The sequence below is a fragment of the Dictyobacter arantiisoli genome (genome assembly GCF_008326305.1).
Lineage (GTDB): Bacteria > Chloroflexota > Ktedonobacteria > Ktedonobacterales > Ktedonobacteraceae > Dictyobacter > Dictyobacter arantiisoli.
Window position 1 is genome coordinate 41,386 of the sequence record NZ_BIXY01000017.1, and the last position, 22,985, is coordinate 64,370.

10 protein-coding genes and 1 pseudogene are annotated in these 22,985 nt (G+C 44.9%); 7 read left to right on the forward strand and 4 right to left on the reverse strand.

The genetic code is table 11. The annotated features are described in order from the left end of the window. Positions 1-77 precede the first annotated feature (77 nt). From F1593_RS07835 to F1593_RS30110, 3 genes and pseudogenes are all read right to left on the reverse strand, one after another. Entirely contained in the window at positions 78-4,814 is a 4,737-nt protein-coding gene (locus F1593_RS07835) for a type I polyketide synthase (protein ID WP_149401004.1), read from the reverse strand. Positions 4,815-4,913: 99 nt separating this feature from the next. Further along, a complete protein-coding gene (locus tag F1593_RS07840) occupies positions 4,914-11,456 on the reverse strand; it encodes a MupA/Atu3671 family FMN-dependent luciferase-like monooxygenase (RefSeq protein WP_149401005.1) in 6,543 nt (2,180 codons plus the stop codon). A 578-nt stretch (positions 11,457-12,034) separates the two neighbouring features. Further along, positions 12,035-12,229 (reverse strand): annotated as a pseudogene (locus F1593_RS30110) (maturase); the annotation flags it as partial. A gap of 636 nt (positions 12,230-12,865) precedes the next feature. On the opposite strand from F1593_RS30110, the gene F1593_RS07850 reads away from it, so the two are divergent. From F1593_RS07850 to F1593_RS07865, 4 genes are all read left to right on the forward strand, one after another. Continuing rightward, a complete protein-coding gene (locus F1593_RS07850) occupies positions 12,866-14,050 on the forward strand; it encodes an ATP-grasp domain-containing protein (protein WP_172631947.1) in 1,185 nt (394 codons plus the stop codon). Positions 14,051-14,054: 4 nt separating this feature from the next. Beyond that, positions 14,055-15,323: an MFS transporter gene (locus F1593_RS07855; protein WP_149401007.1), complete on the forward strand. Its 1,269-nt coding sequence runs from the start codon at positions 14,055-14,057 to the stop codon at positions 15,321-15,323. Between the two features lie 158 nt (positions 15,324-15,481). Then, the gene (locus F1593_RS07860; protein WP_172631948.1) at positions 15,482-18,607 is read left to right on the forward strand and encodes a non-ribosomal peptide synthetase; all 3,126 of its coding nucleotides are present in this window, start codon (positions 15,482-15,484) and stop codon (positions 18,605-18,607) included. A gap of 80 nt (positions 18,608-18,687) precedes the next feature. After that, positions 18,688-21,057, forward strand: coding sequence for a penicillin acylase family protein (locus F1593_RS07865; RefSeq protein ID WP_172631949.1), 2,370 nt, complete (start codon positions 18,688-18,690; stop codon positions 21,055-21,057). A 140-nt stretch (positions 21,058-21,197) separates the two neighbouring features. Here F1593_RS07865 and F1593_RS07870 read toward each other — a convergent pair whose 3' ends face one another. Then, on the reverse strand, positions 21,198-21,437 hold the full coding sequence (locus tag F1593_RS07870; protein WP_172631950.1) for a hypothetical protein: 240 nt from the start codon (positions 21,435-21,437) through the stop codon (positions 21,198-21,200). A 108-nt stretch (positions 21,438-21,545) separates the two neighbouring features. Between F1593_RS07870 and F1593_RS29250 the strand changes: the two genes are divergently transcribed. The 3 genes from F1593_RS29250 to F1593_RS07880 are packed head-to-tail and all read left to right on the forward strand — an operon-like array spanning position 21,546 to position 22,713. Beyond that, positions 21,546-21,788, forward strand: a complete 243-nt coding sequence (locus F1593_RS29250; protein ID WP_235932518.1) for an MBT domain-containing protein — start codon at positions 21,546-21,548, stop codon at positions 21,786-21,788. Further along, a complete protein-coding gene (locus tag F1593_RS29255) occupies positions 21,788-22,003 on the forward strand; it encodes a calcium-binding protein (RefSeq protein ID WP_235932519.1) in 216 nt (71 codons plus the stop codon). The genes F1593_RS29250 and F1593_RS29255 overlap by 1 nt, the downstream gene beginning before the upstream one ends. Before the next feature lie 23 nt (positions 22,004-22,026). Next, positions 22,027-22,713, forward strand: a complete 687-nt coding sequence (locus F1593_RS07880) for a plasmid pRiA4b ORF-3 family protein (RefSeq protein WP_149401012.1) — start codon at positions 22,027-22,029, stop codon at positions 22,711-22,713. Positions 22,714-22,985: the final 272 nt, after the last annotated feature.

The following is a 22,985-nucleotide window of genomic DNA, read 5'->3' on the forward strand; positions in this document are numbered from 1 at the left end:
CCTACCTTATGATAAATTGCTGGTAGTATGGGCACACTATTTAACGAACAAAGAAATGATGAGCGTACCTGATAATGCTACTGTTGAAGGTTTTCATTTGCTAATTGTTGTCGGGCTTCATCAGGTGTCAGCGCCTCAACCTCTTCTAATAGCTGCGCCAGTCTGTCGGCATTATCGTCTTTTGACGGTTTGACTGACTGTGTCTTGCGTTTCTCCGTGATAATTTGTGCCAGCCCAGCTACCGTCTGTGCATAGAAAAAACCTTCTAAAGGCAGATCAATTTCAAAGATGTTACGCAAGCGAGAAATGATTTGTATTGCGACAAGCGAGTTGCCACCGAGTTCAAAAAAGTCAGTATGAACTCCAATGTGTTGATTGCCAATGACATCCTTCCAGATATCTAAAATTTGCTGCTCGACCTCATCTTTAGGGAGGTTGTGTTCTGTTGGGTGGAATGGTTGATGAGTGGTGTCATGGTGTTGTGTGGATTGAGGTACACGAATATGAGTCCATTGTGCGAGCCTTGCCTGTAAATCGCCAGTAGCTGCAATGATCTGTGCCTGATCTCCTTGAGAAAGTGCACGTGCAAAAACCTCGCCCACCTCCTCAGGTGCCATCATCAACGCATGTAAGTGTTTCCCAAAGCGATTAGCGAGATTGTCATGACCTTCCCATCCTTCCCAGTTAATGCTTATCCAGTGCTGATTTTGCATATAGTTCTGATAATGGGAAAATGCATCCATAAAGGTATTTGCAGCAGAATAGGCGGAAAATCCGAGGCCACCGAGAATGGGAGAAAGAGAAGACGTAAGGACGCAGAAATCGAGTTGCATCTTTGCACATAGTTTTGCAAGTACCAGGGTCCCGTAAACCTTCGCCTGGAAATGTTGCTCACAGTTATCGCGGGTGATTTCAGAAATTGTCTTGAATGCCTGTACACCCATAATGCCAGCTGCATGGATAATCCCATGAATTGTCCCGAAATGCCCCATGCTGTGGGCAATGGCCTGAGCCATCTGTGTTTCATCTGCAACATCTGCCTGAAGTATAAGGACCTCCGTGCCCAAACCTTCCAGTGTTATAATCTCACGGATACTCTGGCGTAGAGTTTCATCTTTGCTAAAAAGATTGATCTCATCCCATTGCTCACGAGGTGGGAGACTCCTACGGCTGATCAGCGTTATTTTTAGCGTGTTTGACTGAGTGAGGTAGTTTGCCAATATTAATCCCAGCACTCCCAGGCCGCCCGTAATCAAGTAGTGCCCTTCATCTCTTATTTGTACATTGTTCAATGTGTTTGTATTGATTTTGAACGGTTCAAAGTGTTGCGTCCAACGGTATGCTCCCCGATAAGCGATAGTTGTATCTGTTTTATCGGCATAGAGCTCGTTAATAACCTGATCAATGAGCTTCTCACCAGCAAGCGGGTCGAATTGGCCTATATCAATGCTACAACAATGCATATTTGGATATTCCTGTGGGATGACTTTACATGGGCCTAGCAGTAGAGCCTTTTCGGGCGAGATCGCTTCTTCACCTGTAACGCTATGCAGCTGATTTGCAAGCACAGTGATACGGACAGAGTGATTATAGAGATGTTTAGCAAGAGCCTGAGCAAGAAAGAGTAAGCTATAGAAGCCCTTTGATAGTGCGGTTGTGACAGTTGCTTGCTCTAGAGATTGTGGTGGGGACGACGTCACATTCCATAGATGGATGATATGATCTGGCTGTATCTGGTTGTCTTGCAGATATGTAATGAGAGCATCGTAATCCTCCTGATTGTCGGGGTTGATAATGAACTGACGGTCAGCTTGATGAACGAATTGTTGTCCAGGAGAAACAAGTATAATTTGGTTGGCTTGAATTTCCAGCTGCTTTATCAGGCGTGTTGCAAAGTCCCCCTGATCTGTAAACACGAGCCATTGTATCTTGCGTTCAGTGTGTGTTGTTGGTTTTCTGGAAAGAGCCGCTCGTTTCCATGAAGGAAGATAGAACCAATCTGCGATATCTGGGCGTTTTTCTATAACTGGTTGCAAATGCGTCTGTTGTGTTGAGTGTTGTGTGCCTCGATATTCTACCCAATAGCGTTTTCGTTCAAACGGATACGTAGGAAGTGGCACCCGTAGACGTTTTTCATGCTGATAGAATCCGGACCAATCGATAGGTACACCGGCCAGCCAGAGCTTGCCGAGTGTATTGAGAATAAAGGGAATATCTGATTCGCTCTCAAATACCTGGCGCAAGGTCTGGAGTATTGGGCGTTCAGCGGTTTTGCCACTATCGGGATGGAGGCGTACGAAAGAGCTTAACGCCTGGCCTGGCCCTACTTCGAGGAAGGCCAGTTCTGGTTCCTGGAGCAGTACCTTGATACCATCCGCGAAGCGGACCGTTTGACAGAGCTGTTGTGTCCAATAATTGGGATTGGTAGCTTGCTCATCAGTGATCCATGTTCCAGTGACATTTGATATGTAAGGAATGCCAGGTACGTGCAAAGGAATGGTTTGCATGAGTTGTGTGAAGGCGTGATGAATGGGTTCCATCATAAAGGAATGGAAGGCATGTGTTGTTTGTACCTTACGATAAGCAATTTTTTGTGCTGTTAATTGTTGTGCAAGATTTGTCGTGGCCTCAGAGGTGCCAGTAACAACACTGAGCATTGGACCGTTTATGGCTGCCAGCGACAACTGTGGATTCAAAAATGGCTGTATCTGCTCAGGCGAGAGAGGGATTGCTAACATCTCTCCTTGAGGTAGAGGCTGGATCATTTTTGCTCGTGTCATAATGAGATGAAGGGCATCAGTAATTGAAAAGACGCCAGCAATACAGGCGGCTACATACTCACCAATACTATACCCGAGCATGGCGCGAGGCTGTATTCCCCATTCTAACCAGAGTTGTGCCAGAGCATACTCAATCACAAATAGAACAGGTTGAGCCAACCATGTTTGTTTAAGTTGGGGCTCAACATCGTTTTCTGTTTCGCGTGAGCGGCGTAACATCGCGCGCAAATCTATTGTGTGATGTTCTCCGTTGTTGCCAGCCTTTTCTAAATGAGAAGGGGGATAGAGAGCATCTCGAATATCCACCTGAAAATGCTCTTTGAGATAATCCGCGCAGAAGTCTATATGCTTACGGACAGTGGGCTCAGACAGATATAATTCTCGGCCCATCTGAGAATACTGATCTCCCAGGCCCGGGAAGAGGAATGCGACTGGACGCTCGCCGGACTCATGCGTCCCTGTCAGTACTCGTTTTCCCCAACTGCTCAGTTCGTTGATCGCCTCATCGCTACTCTGGCAGACAAATGCACGACGATATGGAAAAACTTTACGACCGACCTGATAGGTGTAGGCGATATCTGCAAGAGAGGATGGTGATTGTTTTTTGAGATACTGTACAAAATTATCGGTCATTGTTTCCAATTCTGAGGCAGAGCGAGCTGATAGTAGCACCAATTGATGAGAGCGAGATGGCATGGAAGGCTGCAGAGCCGGTGGCTCTTCCAGGATAAGGTGTGCATTTGTGCCGCCGATACCAAATGAACTGACACCTGCACGCAGAGGTGTCGATTCTGCTTGCCAATCTTGTAACATCGTATTAACGAAGAAGGGGCTATTCTCGAAATCTATCTTCTCGTTAGGCGTATGAAAATGTAAACTGGGAGGAAGTTGTTTATGTTTGAGTGCCAGAGCTGTCTTAATGATGCCAGCGACACCAGCAGCGACATCTAGATGTCCAATATTTGTTTTTACTGAGCCAATTGCACAGAACTGTTTTTTGTCAGTTTGTGCACGGAATGCTTGCGTAAGGGCTGCAAATTCGATTGGATCACCAAGTGCTGTACCTGTGCCATGTGTCTCGATGTATGAAATAGATTCTGCTGATACCCCGGCGATTGTTTGGGCTGCCATAATGACCTCGGTCTGACCTTCAATGCTGGGTGCCGTAAAGCCAATTTTGTGTGCTCCATCGTTGTTGATCGCCGTTCCCTTAATGACCGCAGAAATATGATCTCCATCTGCCAGAGCTTCATCTAGTCGTTTGAGGGCAATAACTCCGCCACCATTACCAAATACTGTTCCTTTCGCGGCAGCGTCAAACGCTCGGCAATGTCCATCGGGTGAGAAACCGCCCCCATCCTGATACATATAGCCAGTTTTCTGTGGAACTGAAATATTGATTCCCCCGGCTAAAGCAATATCACATTGATAATTCAGTAGCGCCTGGCATGCCAGGGAGGTAGCAACCATTGAACTTGAACATGCTGTTTGAACACCGATACTGGGTCCACTGAGATTAAGTTTGTAGGAGACACGTACAGGGAGGAAATCTTTATCATTTCCAATGAACGTTTGGAAATCACCTGCTGCTTCGACCTGATCTCGATTGGTCAACAGATGGTAGATAAGATAAGTATTAAGACCTGTTCCTGCATAGACGCCGATAGAGCCATGATAGACATCAGGATTATAGCCACTGTGTTCAAGGCATTCCCAGGCCATTTCAAGAAAGATCCGGTGTTGGGGGTCCATGACCTCAACCTCGCGTGGCGTCAGGCCAAAGAAATCAGCATCGAAAAGTTCAATGCCTTCTACAATCCCTTTAGCTCTTATATAATTGGGATTGCGAACCAGGTCAGGATCAATGCCTGCTGAGATTAAATCGTCAGCAGTGAAAAAAGTAAGGGATTCGACACCATCACGAACATTTTGCCAGAATTGTTCAACATTCCTAGCTCCAGGGAATCTTCCCGCCATACCTATAATTGCGATATCTAATGCACTATTTTCATTATCTATAATAGATTGTGACATAGAACCAGGGTCCTTTCTATGTGTACATGTAAATTTTGCAATGTTTAGTTGATCGCCGTTTAGTCCATGAGCGATGGGCGTGTTTTCGGGCGTATAGAGTTAGCGCCGTTGAGAGCGTCGCTGTGCCACATCGCGCATGTGTTGGTGTTGTCTTTGTAGGGCTTGTTTCTGACGTTCACCTCGCTCAATGGTTTGATTGGTATGTATAGGTGTTTCCTGATTTAAGTACTTTGCTAGTGAACTGATCGTTGTATGTTTGAACATTTCAATTAAAGGAATGTCCCGTTTGAGCAATTTCTGAATTTTGTCGTGTACCTCCACCATACTGAGTGAATGACCGCCAAGATCGAAGAAGTTATCATTAATACCGATACGGTCGATTTGGAGCACATCACGCCAGATGGAAACGAGCATACGTTCAAATTCGTTTCTTGGTGATACGTATATCGATGTTTCAGCCTGATCCTGGTGCTTCGGGTTGGGGAGCCGATGTCTGTCGATCTTACCATTTGACAATAACGGAAGCTGGTCAAGCACAATAAATGCAGCAGGCATCATATACTCTGGCAGGTACGTGCGTAGAAGGTTGCGTAGTTCGTTCGTGTGTATGGTATAGCCTGGTGTTGAAATGACATAGGCAATGAGACGTTTGTCCTCCTGATAGTTTTGAACAACGACAACGGTTTGTTTGATCGAAGGGTGTTTTAATAAGAGCGCCTCAATCTCGCCGGTTTCAATACGCATACCTCGAATTTTTACCTGATAATCGAGGCGTCCAAGATATTCAATCTCCCCTGTAGCATGATATCGTGCCAGATCGCCGGTGCGGTAAAGGCGCTCTCCAGGTGTGAGGCTGAATGGATGAGGAATATATTTCTCAGCCGTGAGTGTAACAGTATTTTGCACATCCTTGGCTGCTGATATCTCGTTGGCACGTTGCTTAAGTGTCGCCAGATGCTCAAGGCCAGCAAGCGTATTATCAACATCAATACCAAAGTCAACCAGGCAAGCGATCTCATCGACACCACTTTGTTGTAGCTGATGGACCAGCGGTAGGCAGGAGTTCACCGTCCCAAAGAGGCCACTGGTATTGAAGTACCGTTCAAATGCGTGGTCAAGTAAAAGCTCAAGGTGTTGTGCCGTAAAATCCTTTGAGTCCATATCGAGGTCCATACTACGAGCGAGGTTTCGCGTGAGATCGGCAGAGGATTTAAGATAATTGCGAAATGGTTGATGTACAATCTGACGAACTTTCGCGGTATCATCGCCTACAAAGGTGTGCAGCATGAGTGTCACATGTCCAGACCCTGAATGCCCACTATTTTGCCAGGCTTCACGATACACGGTAATTTTTTCCGCCAGATCTTTTGGTGTTTGCCCTAGAAGATGGGTTAATACAGAGGCGCCAATTTCGCCAGCTAAGCGAAATGTCTCTGGATTAAAAGCGGCAGTGATCCATATTGGTAATTCGGGTTGAATCGGTTTTGGATAGATAGATATATTTACCTCTTTGCCTATACCGTTTGGTATCATGAGAGATTCGCCACGCCAGAGTTTGCGCACTGTCTCAATACTCTGCATCATAATCTCTTTGCGTTCTTTATAGGACTGGGGAGCCAGGACAAAATCATCTGCATGCCAGCCTGAGGCAAAGGAAATACCAACTCTGCCATGTGATAGATTATCGATGACAGCCCACTCTTCCGCTATATTGACAGGATTGTGGAGTGGTAGTACAACGCTTCCCGCTCGTAATTGAATAGTGTTTGTGATAGTTGAGAGTGCCGCATTGGTAATAGACGGACTTGGGTAAATTCCTCCGAATTCATGAAAATGCCGCTCAGGTGTCCAGACGGCGGCAAAGCCATGCTGATCTGCAAATTTAGCGCCCTCAATGAGGAGACGATACTTATCGGCACTATTTTCATTATCGCTTGCGAAGTAGAATAGGCTGAATGCCAGTTCTTTATGAACCTTTTCCGGGGCGGGTTGTTTGTTTTTGGATAATTGTCGAGTTAACTGCGTTGTATTCAGGTAGCCGCGTGTCAAATTTGCGCCACCCACGAAGATTTCTCCCGCTACGCCAACTGGTACTGGTTGGAACTGACGATCCAGGATATAGATTTGTGTATTGGTGATCGGTTTCCCAATTGGGACCGCTGTAGAATCTGCACTTGATCGTATCTTCTGGTCGCTGACATCTGCAGTTACCTCTGAAGAACCATAGAGATTAATCAGGGTTGCATAGGGTAACCGAGTGACGAAACGCTGAATGAGCTCATGAGGTAGAGCTTCTCCGCTGGAGAACCAGAGTTTCAAATGTTGTAGCAGTTGAGGAAGATTTTCCTCATTATTGAGCAGTGCTCGAAGCAGTGATGGGACCAGAGTAATGCGCGTGACGCCTGTATCGAGCAGAGCATGCATGAATACAGAAGGAGATTTTACGATCTCATCTGAAAGAATAACAGTTGGAATTCCTTGCAGCAGTGGACCAAGCATTTCCCAAAGAGAATCGACGAATCCCAATGATGTCTTTTGGCAACAAACCTCATGCTTTTCGAATGGGTAAGCATTCCACATCCAGTTGAAACGGTTATAAAGATTGCGATGCAATCCAACCACTCCTTTAGGTGTTCCTGTTGAACCTGAGGTATAGATGACAAATGCTGCATTGTCTACTGTGACTGAACTGTTACTATTGTTCGTGCTATTTTGAGCAATAACAGGCCAATCGCTGTCCAGGCATACGCAAGAGAGAGATAGACGTGTAGTGGATAAGCTTGTTTGTAGTTGCTGTGTTGTGATAACCACCTCGACATGGGCATCCTGAAGGATAAAGTGTAGGCGGTCCTGAGGATACGATGGTTCAATAGGGAGATAGGCACCACCAGCTTTTAAGATGCCCAATAGGGCTATGAAAGCTTCAAAAGATCTTTCAAGATATACGGCAACGATGCTTTCAGGCCCAATACCCAGAGATTGTAGATGTCCTGCGAGTTGGTTGGCGCGTTGATTGAGTTGCTCATAATTGAGCGTCTGGCTAAGATTGTGTAATGCGGGAGCAGTAGGAGTGCGTTGTACCTGTTGCTCAAAGATATGTTGAATGCAGCAACTTGTAGCGTTCTCGTGATACGTATCATTCCATTCGTGGAGTAATTGTCTCTGTTCGTGTGTATTAAGTAGTGGCAAGAGACTAACATGCTGCATAGGATTGTCTATGATACCTTGAAGCAGTGTCTGGAAGTGTCGCAACATACGTTCTATCGTATTGTCATTGAAAAGGTCCGTATTATAGCGTAGAGCAATCCCAAGACCATCATTTGTTTCGGCAGCCGTGAGCGTCAAGTCGAATTGAGCGGTTAATTGAGGAATCGCAAGGGTAGTTGCCTTGATAGTGCCAATCGTGACCGGAACCTCGTCCTGTCCTAGTGCCAGCGAAGTAAGTCCCTCAGTATCAGGAAATGGCGATTGCTGAAAGACAAACATGACCTGGAAAAGGGGTGATCGACTGGGATTGTGATCAACCTGAAGCCGCTCTGTAAGCGTTGGAAATGCTGCATTCTGATGCTCAAGTGAGTCAAGCACCGTCTGCCTGACTTGAGCCAGGAACGTGCTGAATGATGGATCGTCCCCCAAATGGGCTCGAAGTACCAGAGGGTTTGTGAAATAGCCAACAATATCATGGACATCAGCAGTCATTCTACCAGTTACAGGTGAACCAACAAGGATATCAGTTTGTCCTGTATAGCGATGAAGGTAGACTTGAAAAGCAGCCAGAAGTGTCATATAGAGCGTTGTGTTGTGTTCGTACCCGAGATGTTTGATTTGTTGTGTTAGTTTTTTTCCAAGGGAAACACGCTGTTCGTTGCCGTGATAAGTTTGTGTTGGTGGGCGTGACCGATCGGTTGGTATGTCGAGAGTGGGAAGATCCCCGGCGAGTCGTTGTTGCCAATAGTGCCATAACTCTGTATCAGGATTTGCAAGTTCCTGATTGTACCTGTAGACATAATCAACATAGCGTAGTGGCAGAGGGGGGAGTGATATGTCTTTGTCCTCGGCGGTTGCTGTATATAACAGTCCTAATTCATGAAGTAATAGAGAGAGGGACCAGAAGTCCGAGAGAATATGATGTGTAACGAATGCGATTGCGTATTGTTGGTGAGCACGTTTGAAGAGCCGAACACGTAAAATCGTATTGTGTTCAAGATTGAATGGTTGATGAATGATCGCGTGAAGTTGCTGTTGAAAAAGCTCAGCACTCCACTGATCAGCATCTATAACCTGAAAATCTGGATCAAACTGCTCATGGATCTGTTGCACTGGTTCGCCATTTACTGTATTGAATGTCGTCCGTAGTGCTTCATGACGTTGTGTGAGTAATTGCATCGCAGTTTTGAATGCGGAAATATCAAGATGAGATTGGACGTTTAGCACGCCTGAGATATGGTAAGCGGCGCTATCAGGTGCTAGACGATATAAGAACCATAAAGCTTTTTGCCCTGCTGATAAGGGATAATCTGTGCCTTTAATCGGAGCTTGCTGGTTGTGGGTTGCTTGAATTGGTAGAGGGTGGGGCGTAGTTGTTAGGAGCTCTTGTAGTTGTTCGGCTAACTGAGAGATACCGGGACTCTGTAGCAGAGTAGTTAGAGCAACAGCGATACCCAGGTGTTTTTCAATTGCATATTGTAGTTCTACTGCTTGTAAGGAGTCCATTCCTAGCGAAATAAAAGATTGATTTTCGTCTATTTTTTCCTGTGGCAGTGAGAGACTACTGGCAATGAGTCGATGGAGGAGAGTTTTAAGCAGCGTGACACGATTTTCAAGAGTAGAAGAGCGTAGCATATCCTGAATAATAGATATATCTTCATTCATAGGCTGCGATAAAGCAACATCTTGAGTAGGGAGCGTATCACTGGCGATACTTTTGAAGTCCTGTGTGAGGAAGCGCGATCGACAGGCGAAGCGTTGAATTTTGCCGCTTGACGTTTTCGGTATGCTACCGGGTAAAGTAAGGACAATTGTATCAATGGATAGATCATGATTTTCCATGACAGCCTGGCGGATAGCGTGAAAGATGGGCTCAGGGTCAGCATTACGATGTTTGCGGTCCAACTCATGTATAAGGATAAGATGTTCGCCCGCTTCATGTTCTACGGAGAAAGCGGCTGCGCCATTCGCCAGCAGTGCAGGGTGGCTATGCGTGGCCGTTAATTCTATATCTTGTGGATAGTGGTTACGGCCATTAATAATAATTACATCTTTGAGACGACCAGTAATAAAAAGCTCCTCATTATAGAGAAAGCCAAGATCCCCAGTTCTCAGGAATGGGCCCTCTTGTGTATCGGTGATGAATGCATCAAAGGTCTGGCGTGTTTCCTCGGCTTTTTGCCAGTAGCCCTTTGCCACACCTGCGCCTGAGATCCAAATTTCCCCAATGCCATCATCGAGGCAGCGTGTACAACTATCTGGTTTGATGATGGCGATCTGATAGTTAGACGAACATTTTCCACAGCTCACGAGTGACTGACCACTAGCTTCCCCGCTTGTTACACATTTCACCTGATTCTGCTCTAGAGCAGTGCGCTCAAAATATTGTGGTGTTACAGGTGTAGTTGGATTTCCTCCAGTGACAAAAAGCGTTGCTTCAGCTAGACCATAACAAGGATAGAATGCCTCAGGTCTGAAGCCGCACGTTTTGAAAGCCTCTGCAAAACGCCGTAATGTATCATTGCGAATGGGCTCAGCACCGTTGAATGCAATACGCCAGGTACTCAAATCCAATGTTGCTTTCTGGTCTTCGGTCACTTTGCGTATGCACAGATCGTAAGCAAAGTCAGGACCACCACTAGATGTTGCATGGTAGCGAGAAATTGCCTGAAGCCAGCGTACTGGTTTCTGCATGAAAGAGTAAGGAGACATCAGAATCACGGGAAAATCGGCATATAAAGGTTGCAAAATACCTCCTATTAACCCCATGTCATGATAAGGAGGCAACCAGATAACGCCAATGCTTGTTGTGGTATGCTCAAAACGTTGTTGAATCGTGGCGAGATTGTGTAGTAAGTTCTTATGGCTTATCATTACGCCTTTTGGAGATGCTGTAGACCCGGAGGTATATTGAAGGAAAGCCAGCGTATTCCCATCTAGTTCAGGCTCAATCCAATCCTCATCATGTGGCGAGTTCTCCCCATCGGTTGTAATCACCTCAATGTTGGAAGAAGATATTTCGTGTGCAAAATAATGATTGATAGTTGTGACCAGAGGAGTTGTAGTGAGTATGAGCTGAACTTCAGCGTCTGCCATAATTGCCTTGAGGCGAGGTGTTGAACGGTGAGATTGTGGCGGGTATGCTGGTACTGCGATAACACCAGCGTAGAGGCAGCCAAAATATGCGCTAATATATTCCAATCCTGGTGGATAGAGCAATAAAGCCCGTTTCCCTACATTTTTGGGAGTTTGCAATTGCCTGGCAATTGAACGTGCCTGGCAATCCAGTTCTTTGTAAGTGAGATGCCGCTCCTCTGTTTCTCCGTCAACTAAAAATGTGTATATGCGGTGGTCTGCATAATAGTTGGCGCGCCAACGCAGTAAATCAACCAGGGTTGAAAATTGTGTAGACTGTTGTTGGTCCTGTTTGTTCATGTATCACCTACAATATATGCTGAAACTACCAATCTACGTGAGCCTACGATCGTTGACTATACATTTGCTTGCTTGCTTGATTCCTTCCTTTCTTCCTGTATTCCGATTTTGATGTCCTCATCTTTCTTATAGAACACGAAAAATATTTTTACGAAGATACTGTGTTCTGTGTCAGAAAGCGCATGCTTTCCCTCTTTGATTTTAGAAACACATTTGCATAATAGATGACTTTATAGTGATTTAGCCAAATATATGCATATGTATCAAGAGCGTATATAAATTAATTACATAAAAATTATACTGCTTTCTCAAACGGTTTGTCAAATATTTTAGGGTCTAGAGGCTTTTTGATCTTATAAAGAGGTAGAATTATTAAAAAGTATTCATTAAGTAGACAGGATATAAATATATAGAGATTCCATAGCAAGGTGTGGGTATTGTATATAGATATCTCTGGAATTTATCAGGGATTGCTTATATAAAATGGTTCATATGGTAGAAATAGTTTGTATGGTAGAGATGGTTCATATAGTAGAGCTTGTGCTGAAAATAAACATTAAATAGTAATTGTTTTTTATACTCGGTTTTCCGTGTTTCAGGAAAGGAGCACATTTCGCTTGGATGAGATCCCTTGGCACATGTAGAGCGATTTGTCCGTTGATACTTCGATGTCCACGACGATCGTGCTTGTGATTGTTGTGAAGGGTCGTGATATCATGCCCCAAGAAGCGTGCTGCTCCGGTTCGAGCGTGTGTAATCAACGTCTTTTTCCTCTTCAAGGAGACACATTTTTCTGCTGATTCGCTACTGGTTATATCTCGTTGCGCAACTCGTGGGTATTGGGGCGTGATTTGGTCGAAGTTGAACTGCGTCCCTGGGAAAACAAGCAGCGCAAGCCAACGCCTCAACAGGTGCGGCGCGGGATGCACAAATTGTTGGCACGTTTGGGCACTCCTGCCCAGCCACCACAACCACGCGGGAAATCGAAAGGCCGGATGATGAGGAGCAAAAGTTGGCAAAGCACCACGTTTTCCCATCATTCGTAAGCAGCCAAAGGTACCTCAACTTGTACCATCCTGATGGCAGAGACGACATATTGATTCATCGTCTTTCTTTGAACGGAACTTCTCATGGAGTTCTGGTAGAATTTTTTAGTTTAAACGTCAAATAAGAACAAATATATTAAGAAATGTTTTTCTTTTCTGGAATAGTTTATTTGTCCAAGAGCATTGAAATGAGCAAAAAAATTGAGTAGACTATTAGGTATAGATAGTTTTTTTGTAATCTATAATTATCATACATGTTATTATGAATTTTGATGTGATTGATTTACTTGAGGAGTATCTGAGATGAAGGCGCACGTTCTGGTCACAGGCGGTTTGCGAGAGGTCCACAAAAAGCTCCTAGCTTTGGGAGCTCGATTGACTCTAATGATAAATATTCCATATATTACTCAGGAAGATATACATATGTATGAACGTGTAATCGGTCTTCCTATTGCAGCTACAGATGAGGAATGGATAGAAGTAGCGGCATTGATCAATAGAATAGACCCATTCATCGCTCTTGGTGGATTTAGCGAAGGCGTACAACGACAAACCGCATTGATCGCCCGTGTCCTTGATCTTCCTTTTCATCGTCTGGAGATAGTTGATATGGTTGCGCGTAAGGAATTGATGCGGCAACGATTAGTTGATGCAGAGGTGGACCCGACGCCAGCCCATATTGTTCAGACCAATGAGGAGATAAAAGCTTTTGCTGCGGAATATGGTTATCCTCTTATTTTAAAGCCCAATGATGGTCGGGGAAGTACTGGTATTTTGAGGATTAGCAGTGCTGATACTGTCGCAGTAGCACTCACGCGTTTTCAGGAATTTACGCCGCAATCTGCCTTATTTTCAAATGCTCATTTTGACATGCTGGTGGAACCATATCTACAAGGGGATGAATTAAGCGTTGAAGCATTTTCAGAAAATGGGAAGCATAAAGTTATTGCGATCACACAGAAATTCAAAGAGGCCGATACGTTTATAGAGATTGGACATTGTATCCCTGCTTCGCTTACACCGCAGGTGGCAAGCAAGATTGAGCACCTGGTGTTCCAGGCCTTAACCGCTTTGGAGATAGCATCAGGTCCATCTCATACTGAGATTATCCTGACAGATGCTGGCCCGAGAATTGTTGAAACTCACATACGTCTAGGGGGCGATTGTATTCCTGAGCTGATTCAGCTTGTGTATGGTATTGATCTACTAGATTTATGGGCACGTCAAGTATTAGGAGAGAGTGTCTGGCATGCTTTGCCCGAAGTAGTTTCTACCCATACCTGTGCGGCCATCTGGTATGTTTCCTTGTTACCTCCTGGAGTGGTGAAAAATGTATCTGGTGTAGAGGAAGCACGCGATGTTTCCTGTATTCATGATGTGCATATTTTAAAGAATGAAGGTGATGTGCTAGGGAATGTAAAAAATTCGTTTACCCGCGGCGCATATGCTATTGCAACGGCATCCTCTCCTGATAAGGCTTTGTCTTCTGCACGTATGGCTACTGAATGCCTTACCTTTGAGATAGCAGAGAACGAAGAAAAGGAGTAAATAGATGACTTGCCATGAGCAGGAGGAAAAAGTAAAGTTATCCTTGAGTGCGTCTCTGGTGCTGACAGCAGTCTTTATCAGTAATATTGGAAATGGGATGAATACTATTACTGTAGGAAGAGCTTTATATGATAAAACAGGGAATGTTCTCGCTTTTGGTATAGTTATTATCATCCAATATTTTATTAATTCTTTAATGTATATATTTAGTGGTACCCTCGTAGATCGGCATAGTCCAAAGCTGGTTTGTATATTGGCTGATGTTGTGCGGGGGATATTTATTTGTATCGCTAGTTTTTTTGTCTTATCGCAGCAAGGGCAATGGTGGATTTTTGTATCTGTGATTGTCATTAACATTATTACCCCTTTTTATAATTCAGCTACATTTGCCCTGGCCCCTGTCATTGCGCCAGGGCCGACTCTGATACGCTATAACACTCTTTTTGTTGCTCTCTTGCAAGCCGGGCAACTCATAGGAACCGCTCTGGTGGGTTTTATCCTTGAATATTTTCATGTCAGTGTCTCGTTTGGTCTGGACGGTCTATCCTATCTTCTCTCTGCCATCGTTATTGGCATGGCCTATATTCCCCGGGTAGATATCAAGCTTCCTGAATGTCATCGTTTCTGGCTTAATGACCTTTATAATGATTGGCGGGAGATAAGGTGTTGTCTACGCTTGAATACCGCATTGTTTTTGCATATTATCCTTTGTGCTGGTGATTTTCTGGCCGTTAATTTTATTAACTTGTCGTATGTGCCAATGGTTACGCTGTGGTATGGCAATAACAATTACTGGTTGTCAATCTTTGATGGATCATTTGCAATTGGAGCAATTCTGGCAACATTCATTGCTCCTAGGATAATGAAATATCGAGATGTGCGAGTTGTCACAGCGCTATGCCTCGGCTTAGAAGCTCTGTTTTTTGCCTGCTTATCTGCCGTACATATTCCCTATGTAACAATCATTGCTATGTTGGGTTTAGGCATCTCTAATGCATCTTCTATTATTATTCTGATGACTTATCTTCAGCGGCGTATCGTGGGACCTATCAAAGGGCGTATTGCGGCAATACGCCAGCTGATCATCTCACTCTTCACCGTCGCTCTGATCCCTTTCATCAGCTATGCTTATAGTTTTTCTGTGAATGGAGGATTACTGTTATCGGGAGTCGTTTGTTTTGTCTTCAGCGGTAGTCTATTTATGTTTAGCCGCCAACGATTTTTTGGATATGCCCTTTTAGAAGACAAAGATATTTCCTCCTTTTCTTCGTGATAAAGAGTTGATTGTATTATCTGGAAAGCACGGTCTAGGAATAGTGTTTTTCGTACTTATGGGCAGCGTGATTGTTCAGTATATGAAGGGAGGAGTAATTCTAGTTAAACTTTCATCCTCATTCTTATCCAGGCTGTATTTGAAAGGTGGAAATGATAGTGAATAATAACAGTAATGTATGTCTGCATCAGTTATTTGAGGAACAAGTAAAAAGAACTCCAGATGCTGTTGCACTCATTTATCAAGATAGGGAGATCACCTACAAGCACCTGAATCGTCAAGCGGATCTGTTATCTCTATATTTACGACAAGCAGGTATTGTACCAGAATCTCGTGTCGCCCTTTGTTTGAACCGTACCCCCGAATTGATCATCGCGGTGCTTGGTATTCTTAAAGCTGGTGGTGCTTACATCCCACTTGATCCTCTCTATCCAGTGGAGAGGTTAGAGTATATGCTTGCAGATGCCAACGTTTCGTTGATTCTTACCCAAAAAGCGTATACAACTCTCTTTTCTCAGTATGCGGTGAGGTTGCTTGATATTGATAGCGATTATGAGCCATCATCATCTCTGGATACAATCAAACACTGTTTCCCGGAGCCAGCTAACCTGGCCTATATTATCTATACTTCTGGATCAACCGGGCGACCGAAAGGGGTTGCCATTCAACATAGTAGCGCCTGCAGTTTTGTTGAATGGGCTGGGGAAGTTTTTACAGAGTCAGTTCTTGCCGGTGTTCTTGCCACTACATCCATTTGTTTTGATCTATCTATCTTTGAGATTTTTGTACCATTGAGTTATGGCGGAACCGTTATCCTGGCAGAAAATCTCTTGCAGTTGCCTGAATTAGGTGCTGCTGAACGTATAACCCTCATTAATACTGTGCCTTCTGTTATGACAGCACTTCTGAATATAGGTCGTTTGCCTTCTTCTATTCGTACCGTTAATCTTGCTGGTGAGTCACTGCCTCTGAGGCTTGTTCAGCGCTTATATCGTGAGACTGAGGTAGAGCATATCTACAATCTGTATGGACCGTCGGAGGATACCACATATTCCACCTGGATGTTGATTCCCGATGACACACAGGTATCTCCACCTATTGGGTATCCTATAACTGGATCTCAAGCATATATTTTGAATGAGCGCATGGAGCCTGCTGCACCTGATGAGGACGGAGAACTCTATCTTGGTGGTAAAGGGCTTGCCCGTGGCTATTTACATCGCCCTGACTTAACGGCAGAGAAGTTTGTGCCAGATCCCTTTACTAAGCAGGCCGGGGCACGTCTTTATAAGACGGGTGATCTGGTGAGCGTTGGTACAGATGGAGCACTTACATTTTTAGGGCGTATAGACCAGCAAGTAAAAATCCATGGTTTCAGGATAGAATTGGGGGAGATCGAAACTATACTCCAACTACATCCTCAGATACAGGATGTAGTTGTACTTGCTCGCGAAGATGAGGCTATGGAGAAACAGCTCGTAGCTTATGTTTATCCTTATTCTGGAACAGTGATCGATATCACTGTAATACGTGATTTTCTGTGTTCAAAGCTTCCTGCCTATATGTTCCCGACCGCATTAGTCCTCCTTTCCTCCATACCTTTGAGCCCTAATGGGAAGGTTGATCGAAAGGCATTAGCTGCATTACCTATTCAGCCCGGTTCGGCTACCAGATATGTTGCTCCCCAGATGCCATTGGAACAGATCCTGGTAGATATCTGGCAGCAACTCTTTGAGATCAAGCAGATTGGAATCCAGGATAACTTTTTTGCCTTGGGCGGTCATTCGCTTCTCGCGGCCCGTATGGCCTCGCTCATCCTGGAGAGGCTCTCCATACATATTAGTCCTATGAGTATTTTTACCTTTCCTACTATTGAGCAATTGTCCACCCACTTACAAATAGCGCAAGATGAGCAAGCTGATCAGGTTGTACCACCTTTGCAGCCGGTGAAGCGTGATCGTGATATCCCGCTATCATTGATTCAGGAGCAGTGGTTTGTGCGCCCGCGATTTGCTCCTCAGTATGTCGATCCGGTTAGTAGCGCATTTTCTGTGGTCGGTTGGCTAGATATAGCAGCGCTAAAGCAGAGTTTACATAGCATTGTACAAAGACATGAAATCTTGCGTACACATTTTTTGATATGTTCGGGGCAACCGATACAACGGCTAGATGACCTGGCAGCTTCATCTGTACCTGTGTCCGTTATTGATCTTTGCCATCTTGTTCCTAAAGAGCGAGCAGGGGCACTGACCGATATTATCGATGCCGATCGAAAAGCTCCATTTGATCTGATGCAGGATATGTTGTTGCGGGCAAAGATTGTGCGGCTCAAGGCAGAAGAACATGTAGTCATCTTAACTGTAGATCATATCGCATGTGATGGTCAGTCATATAATATGATTATCCGTGAGCTTTCCTTATTGTACAGCTCCCTGGTTAAAGGTGAGCCGTCCCCTCTAGCTCAACCAAAGTTACAATATGGTGATTTTGCATTCTGGCAGAGACAATGGCTTCGTGGATCGGTACTTGAGCAGCATCTTGCATGGTGGCGGAAGCAGTTAGACGGTGCGCATGCCATGCATCTTTCTACTTACACACCACGAGAGACATGTTTTTCATTACGAGGCGAAACTGTATCCTTCGAATTGCCCACTCGATTAGTACAACAACTGAGGCAACTGAGCGAATCTCAAGGGGTCACACCATTTATCACGCTGCTTGCTGTTTTTCAGACACTGCTTACGTTTTATACGCGTCAATTTGATATTAGTACGCTTACACCTGTCGGAATTCGCAATCCCGTTGAAGCGGAAGATATTGTAGGAATGTTTGTAACGATGGTAGTGTTGCGTACCTCACTGTCTGGTGATCCTACTTTTCAAGAAGTTATGAGGCGTGTGCGGGATGTGACGATAGAGACATTTCCCCATCAAGACATTCCCTATGAGATGGTATTGGAGGTCCATAATCCGTTAGGTGATCGTGCGACCTCGCCCTTTCAAGTCTGGTTTACCTTAGAACGCGATAGTAATGAGCCATTGCAACTAGAAGGTGTGACCGTTCAAGGAATTGATACTCGTGAGATCATATCTACACTTGATATGTGGTTTTTAGCTCGTGAGCGAGGTGATACGATCTCAGGATATATTCTATACCGTGCTGATCTTTTTCAGGAGGAGTTCATCAAGTCAGTATTGGATCATTTTCAGATGCTCGTTATGCACATCGTTGAGCATCCAGAGCGATCCATCTCCGAATTGCTATCGTCTGATGATACTAGATGAATCCTCGCCAGGAAAACATATGAACGCCAAGGTTTTGGGTATGAGTGAACGTTGCATGCTAAATTATGGATAATTATCCTATGAAGAAACAAAGAAAATTAGCTGTTGTGGCCTGGATGCGCATCATTTTTATTCTATCTATTGTCCCTATGGGGAGTGTAATACGAGCTGTAAAGAACTTTTTTGCGCGCTGGCTCACCTCTTGTAGTGATAAATGGTTTATCTCTCATATGGGAGATGCTATGCTCGCAAGAGTCACTATTGATCATTTTGGAGTGCCAACCATTCATGCACCCTCTCGCCTGATAGCATTCCGGACGCTAGGATATATGGTAGCGCGTCATAGATTGTTTCAATTGGATCTTCTGCGTCGTCTTACGGCAGGGAATCTATCTGAGATAGTAGGAAAAGCGGCCGTTGACGTAGATATTAACCAGCGCGTATTTGGTTTTCGCCATGTGGCTAGAGAAGTCATCAAGCGTTTACCAGAGGAGCAAATAGCTGTATTGCAGGCATATGCAGAAGGTATAAATATGTATATGCAGCAAATAAAAGTATATCCACCTGAATTTCTTGCTTTACGCTATACGCCTAAACGCTGGGAACCCGAGGATAGTATCCTGGTTGGTTTATATCTCTTTCAAAATCTGACCGCAGATGAAGAAGAATTTGAGCGAATGATGACAGTAATGGAGGCGAGTTTACCCGCGGAGGTTGTACGTTTTTTGACCCCTGATGAAGATGCGTATATGACTGCCTTGGCAGGCGGGCAAGAACCTCTTCGTCCCAGTCAGAAGATTCCTATAGATGCCTTGAATATTTTGCGCCAACGGAGCAAGTCAGCAGATAATACTTTACCTTCTATTGAAGAAATGAACTTTGCAAAAGGTTCAAATGGTTGGGTGGTCGGACATAACAAGACGCATGACGGACGTGCTATTTTAGCGAATGATATTCACCTTGATCTCTCTGCTCCTAACATATGGTACAAAGTCCATATGCATTATGAAGATGCTCATCTGTCTGGATTTGTTGTACCTGGGCTTCCGATTATGACTGTGGGCTCGAACCAATATGTTGCATGGGGATATACTGTTATGCATAGTGATGTGCTCGACCTGGTCACTCTTGAGTTAAGCTCGGAGCATCCTGACGAGTATAAAACCCCTGATGGGTGGCAACCATTCATCATGACAGAAGAAGTGATTCAAGTCAAAGGGCAAGAAGATATTCATGTTACTTGTAAGGCAACAATCTGGGGACCCGTTCTACCAAAGCCGCTGCTAAATCAGCATGTTGCACTACACTGGACGGCATTAGATCCTCAAGCTGTTGATATCGGCTTGCTAGATATGGATAAAGTCCAGACGCTTAATGAGGCTATCCGTGTTGTTAATGAATTTGGCGGACCTCCTATGAATGTTATGCTCGCAGATGATGACGGTCACATTGCCTGGACATTTTGTGGTAAGCTACCTCTACGTAAAGGACATGATGGTCTATCTGCTCGTGTATGGAAAGATGGAAATATTGGATGGGATGGCTATATTGCAGCAGATGAGTTACCTAGAGTAATAGATCCACCGGCAGATTTTCTTGTAACTGCTAATAATCGAACTTTAGGAACTCATTATCCTTATAGTATTGGTTATAATTTTGTTAGTGGGTATCGCGCGTATGCTATCAGTCAGAAATTGCAGGCTCAAGAGCATGTTACAGAAAGAGAGATGTTTGACCTCCAACTGGACACTACCACCACATTTTACGATTTTTATCGTTCCCTGCTACAAGACGTGTTGACGCCAGAAGTTCTGGACGGGCAAGCGGATTTAACGTATGCTTGTCAATTGATAGCTGACTGGGATGGTGAAGTGCGAACATCGAGTACAGGATTTCCGATCCTATACCGGTTCAGAGAGGTCCTTATTAAAGAAATTTTGCCCACGTATCTTGCTCCTTGTAAAGAGAAAGAAGAGAGTTTTGTGTATCGTTGGGGAACAATGGAGACACCGTTACGTCAGCTCTTAAAGGAAAGGATTCCGGAGACATTGCCATACCCGGATACATATAGTAGTTGGGATGATTTGTGTGTATGTTTATTGCAATTGGTTATCAATGAACTGAAAAAAGAGTGTAAGACCTCCCATCTAGATGGGATCACATGGGGGAAAATCAATATTTGTAAAGTGCGCCATCCACTTGCGGCCGGAATACCTTTTGCTGCCAGGATACTGAATATGCCCTACTATAAATTACCGGGATGTGATTTCACGATACGGGTCGCGCAACCAAAAATTGGCGTCTCTGTTCGTTTTGTGTTGTCGCCAGGAGAGGAGGCAGAGGCGTTATGGAATATGCCCTGTGGCCAATCAGGGTATCCATTGTCCTATCATTATAAGGATCTGCATCGCTTTTGGATGGAGGGAATGCCTTTGCCCTTTTATGTATGAGTAGGAACCTCTGATTTTAGAACGTGTCATACTCCTATAGCCTTTGCCCTCTCGATGTCGGAGTTTTTGAGCTGGACCCACTGGCATGTTGAATGGGGGACGAGAAGGAGCAGATATACCATACACACGTGTTCAATTTGCTAGGAACAACTGAGGCTGGAAAAATTCACGTCATTACTGGTAATTTGACTCGCATAAACGAGTTGCTGCTCACTTCTGAGATAGTGCTCAAACACCATGAGCGCCATCTGATGCCATTCCAACGTTTTGTAACGTCGGCCGACGTGTTGTTGATGGTCAACATAGGCCTGGATAGCTCCTTGGATCGTCATCGTGAGCCGTTGCATCTGCGAATCATGGTCACATTCCTCCTCACTCATCCCTTCTGACGACTCATCTGAAACAGTCATTGTTAGCGTAGGTAATCCAGACAATCACCTGTATGGTATACTTCGAAGAAGATGTTCCAGATCAGGGAAAATATCTCTATGTCAGAAATGCATCTGTCGCTAGAGGAAGTAGAACCAGGTGCGGCACGTGCCAACCCGGGCGATGTGACCGCAACGATCGCAAAGATTGTGTCTCAGTCGAACTGGCTGCACCTGGGCGGAGCACAAGGCCAGAGGATTCAAGCGATCGCCAATCAGACAGAAAGTCAGGACCTCTTCGCAGTACTTCGCAACTGGCATACCTATCTGGAGAAACGTCTGGCCTCCCTTTTGCCGCCATAGTGCAAGAATATCAACGTGGGCCGATGCGTCAAGGAACTCGGATCACTGTATTGGCCATCTCCTCCCGGGATGAGATGTATGGCACCACTGTGATGGTGAAGATGAAAAAACAGGGAGTCAGTGAACTTTCTTTGTGTGATCTAAAGGCCACGGATGCGCCTATCAAAACCCAACAGTTGGTGGAAGATTACGCGATGTGGTTCGCCAATCGCTAGAGGTAAGAAGGAAGGTTGAAGGAATGGCGAGAACAACAACAAAAGGCACCTGTCATTTCTGCCGGCAGGTTTTTGGCAAAGCGACCATGACCCGGCATCTCGAAACGTGTCCCCAGAGAGCTGTATCTTTTGCGACAGCTCACGGGAAAACCTCAGCGGTGCCAGCCCGATTATTACATCTGCGAGCAGAGGGGCTGGATGCACCGAGCTATTGGATGCACCTGGAAATCCCTATGGAGGCGTCACTCCAAACACTCGACAGTTTTCTCCGAAAGAGTTGGTTGGAATGTTGTGGTCATCTGAGCCGCTTTGAGATCCATGGAACCTCTTACTCATCCTATATCGATTCTGAGTTTGGGGATAAAAGTATGCGTGTGCAGGTAGGGAAGATTCTAGAAGTCGGAGACCAATTTGTGCATGAGTATGATTTTGGCACAACGACGGAGCTGCGCTTAAAAGTGCTAGCAGAACGAGAAGGCGTGCTGCAAAAAAAGGCTGTCGAATTGCTGGCACACAATATTCCGCCTGTAATTCCTTGTGATATCTGTGGCAAGCCAGCCACACAAATCTGCTCACAATGTATCTACGAAGGAGGAGGCTGGTTGTGTGAATTGTGTGCCCCGCAACACGAATGTGGCGAGGAGATGCTGTTGCCAGTGGTAAATTCGCCGCGAGTAGGAATGTGTGGGTATGATGGGCCTGGGTTGTAAAGTACGGTTTCCTGCTCTTTTGCTAGTACTTTGGCTTTCAGGTTCACCAGTCTATGTCTCTTCTGTATTGTTGTCATTACATTGCAATCTATTTCTGTTTTTTAATCTGCTAAGAGCATGGAGCGGCGAAATGTATATGTCAAGTCCTTTATAAGAGCCAAAAAAGATGGGAAATCTTAAAACATCTTTTGCCATGCAGGTACAAATATGCAGAGATAAGAAGCGGAAAAGGGAAAAACTCGTGTGACAGGGCCCTGAGGGGAACGGTTTTT

Coding starts and splice junctions, on each gene's coding strand:
- F1593_RS07880 (WP_149401012.1), top strand. CDS start 22,027: ATGGCGAGAACAACAACAAAAGGCACCTGTCATTTCTGCCGGCAGGTT.
- F1593_RS07870 (WP_172631950.1), bottom strand. CDS start 21,437: ATGAGTGAGGAGGAATGTGACCATGATTCGCAGATGCAACGGCTCACG.
- F1593_RS07865 (WP_172631949.1), top strand. CDS start 18,688: ATGAAGAAACAAAGAAAATTAGCTGTTGTGGCCTGGATGCGCATCATT.
- F1593_RS29250 (WP_235932518.1), top strand. CDS start 21,546: ATGTCAGAAATGCATCTGTCGCTAGAGGAAGTAGAACCAGGTGCGGCA.
- F1593_RS07835 (WP_149401004.1), bottom strand. CDS start 4,814: ATGTCACAATCTATTATAGATAATGAAAATAGTGCATTAGATATCGCA.
- F1593_RS07840 (WP_149401005.1), bottom strand. CDS start 11,456: ATGAACAAACAGGACCAACAACAGTCTACACAATTTTCAACCCTGGTT.
- F1593_RS07855 (WP_149401007.1), top strand. CDS start 14,055: ATGACTTGCCATGAGCAGGAGGAAAAAGTAAAGTTATCCTTGAGTGCG.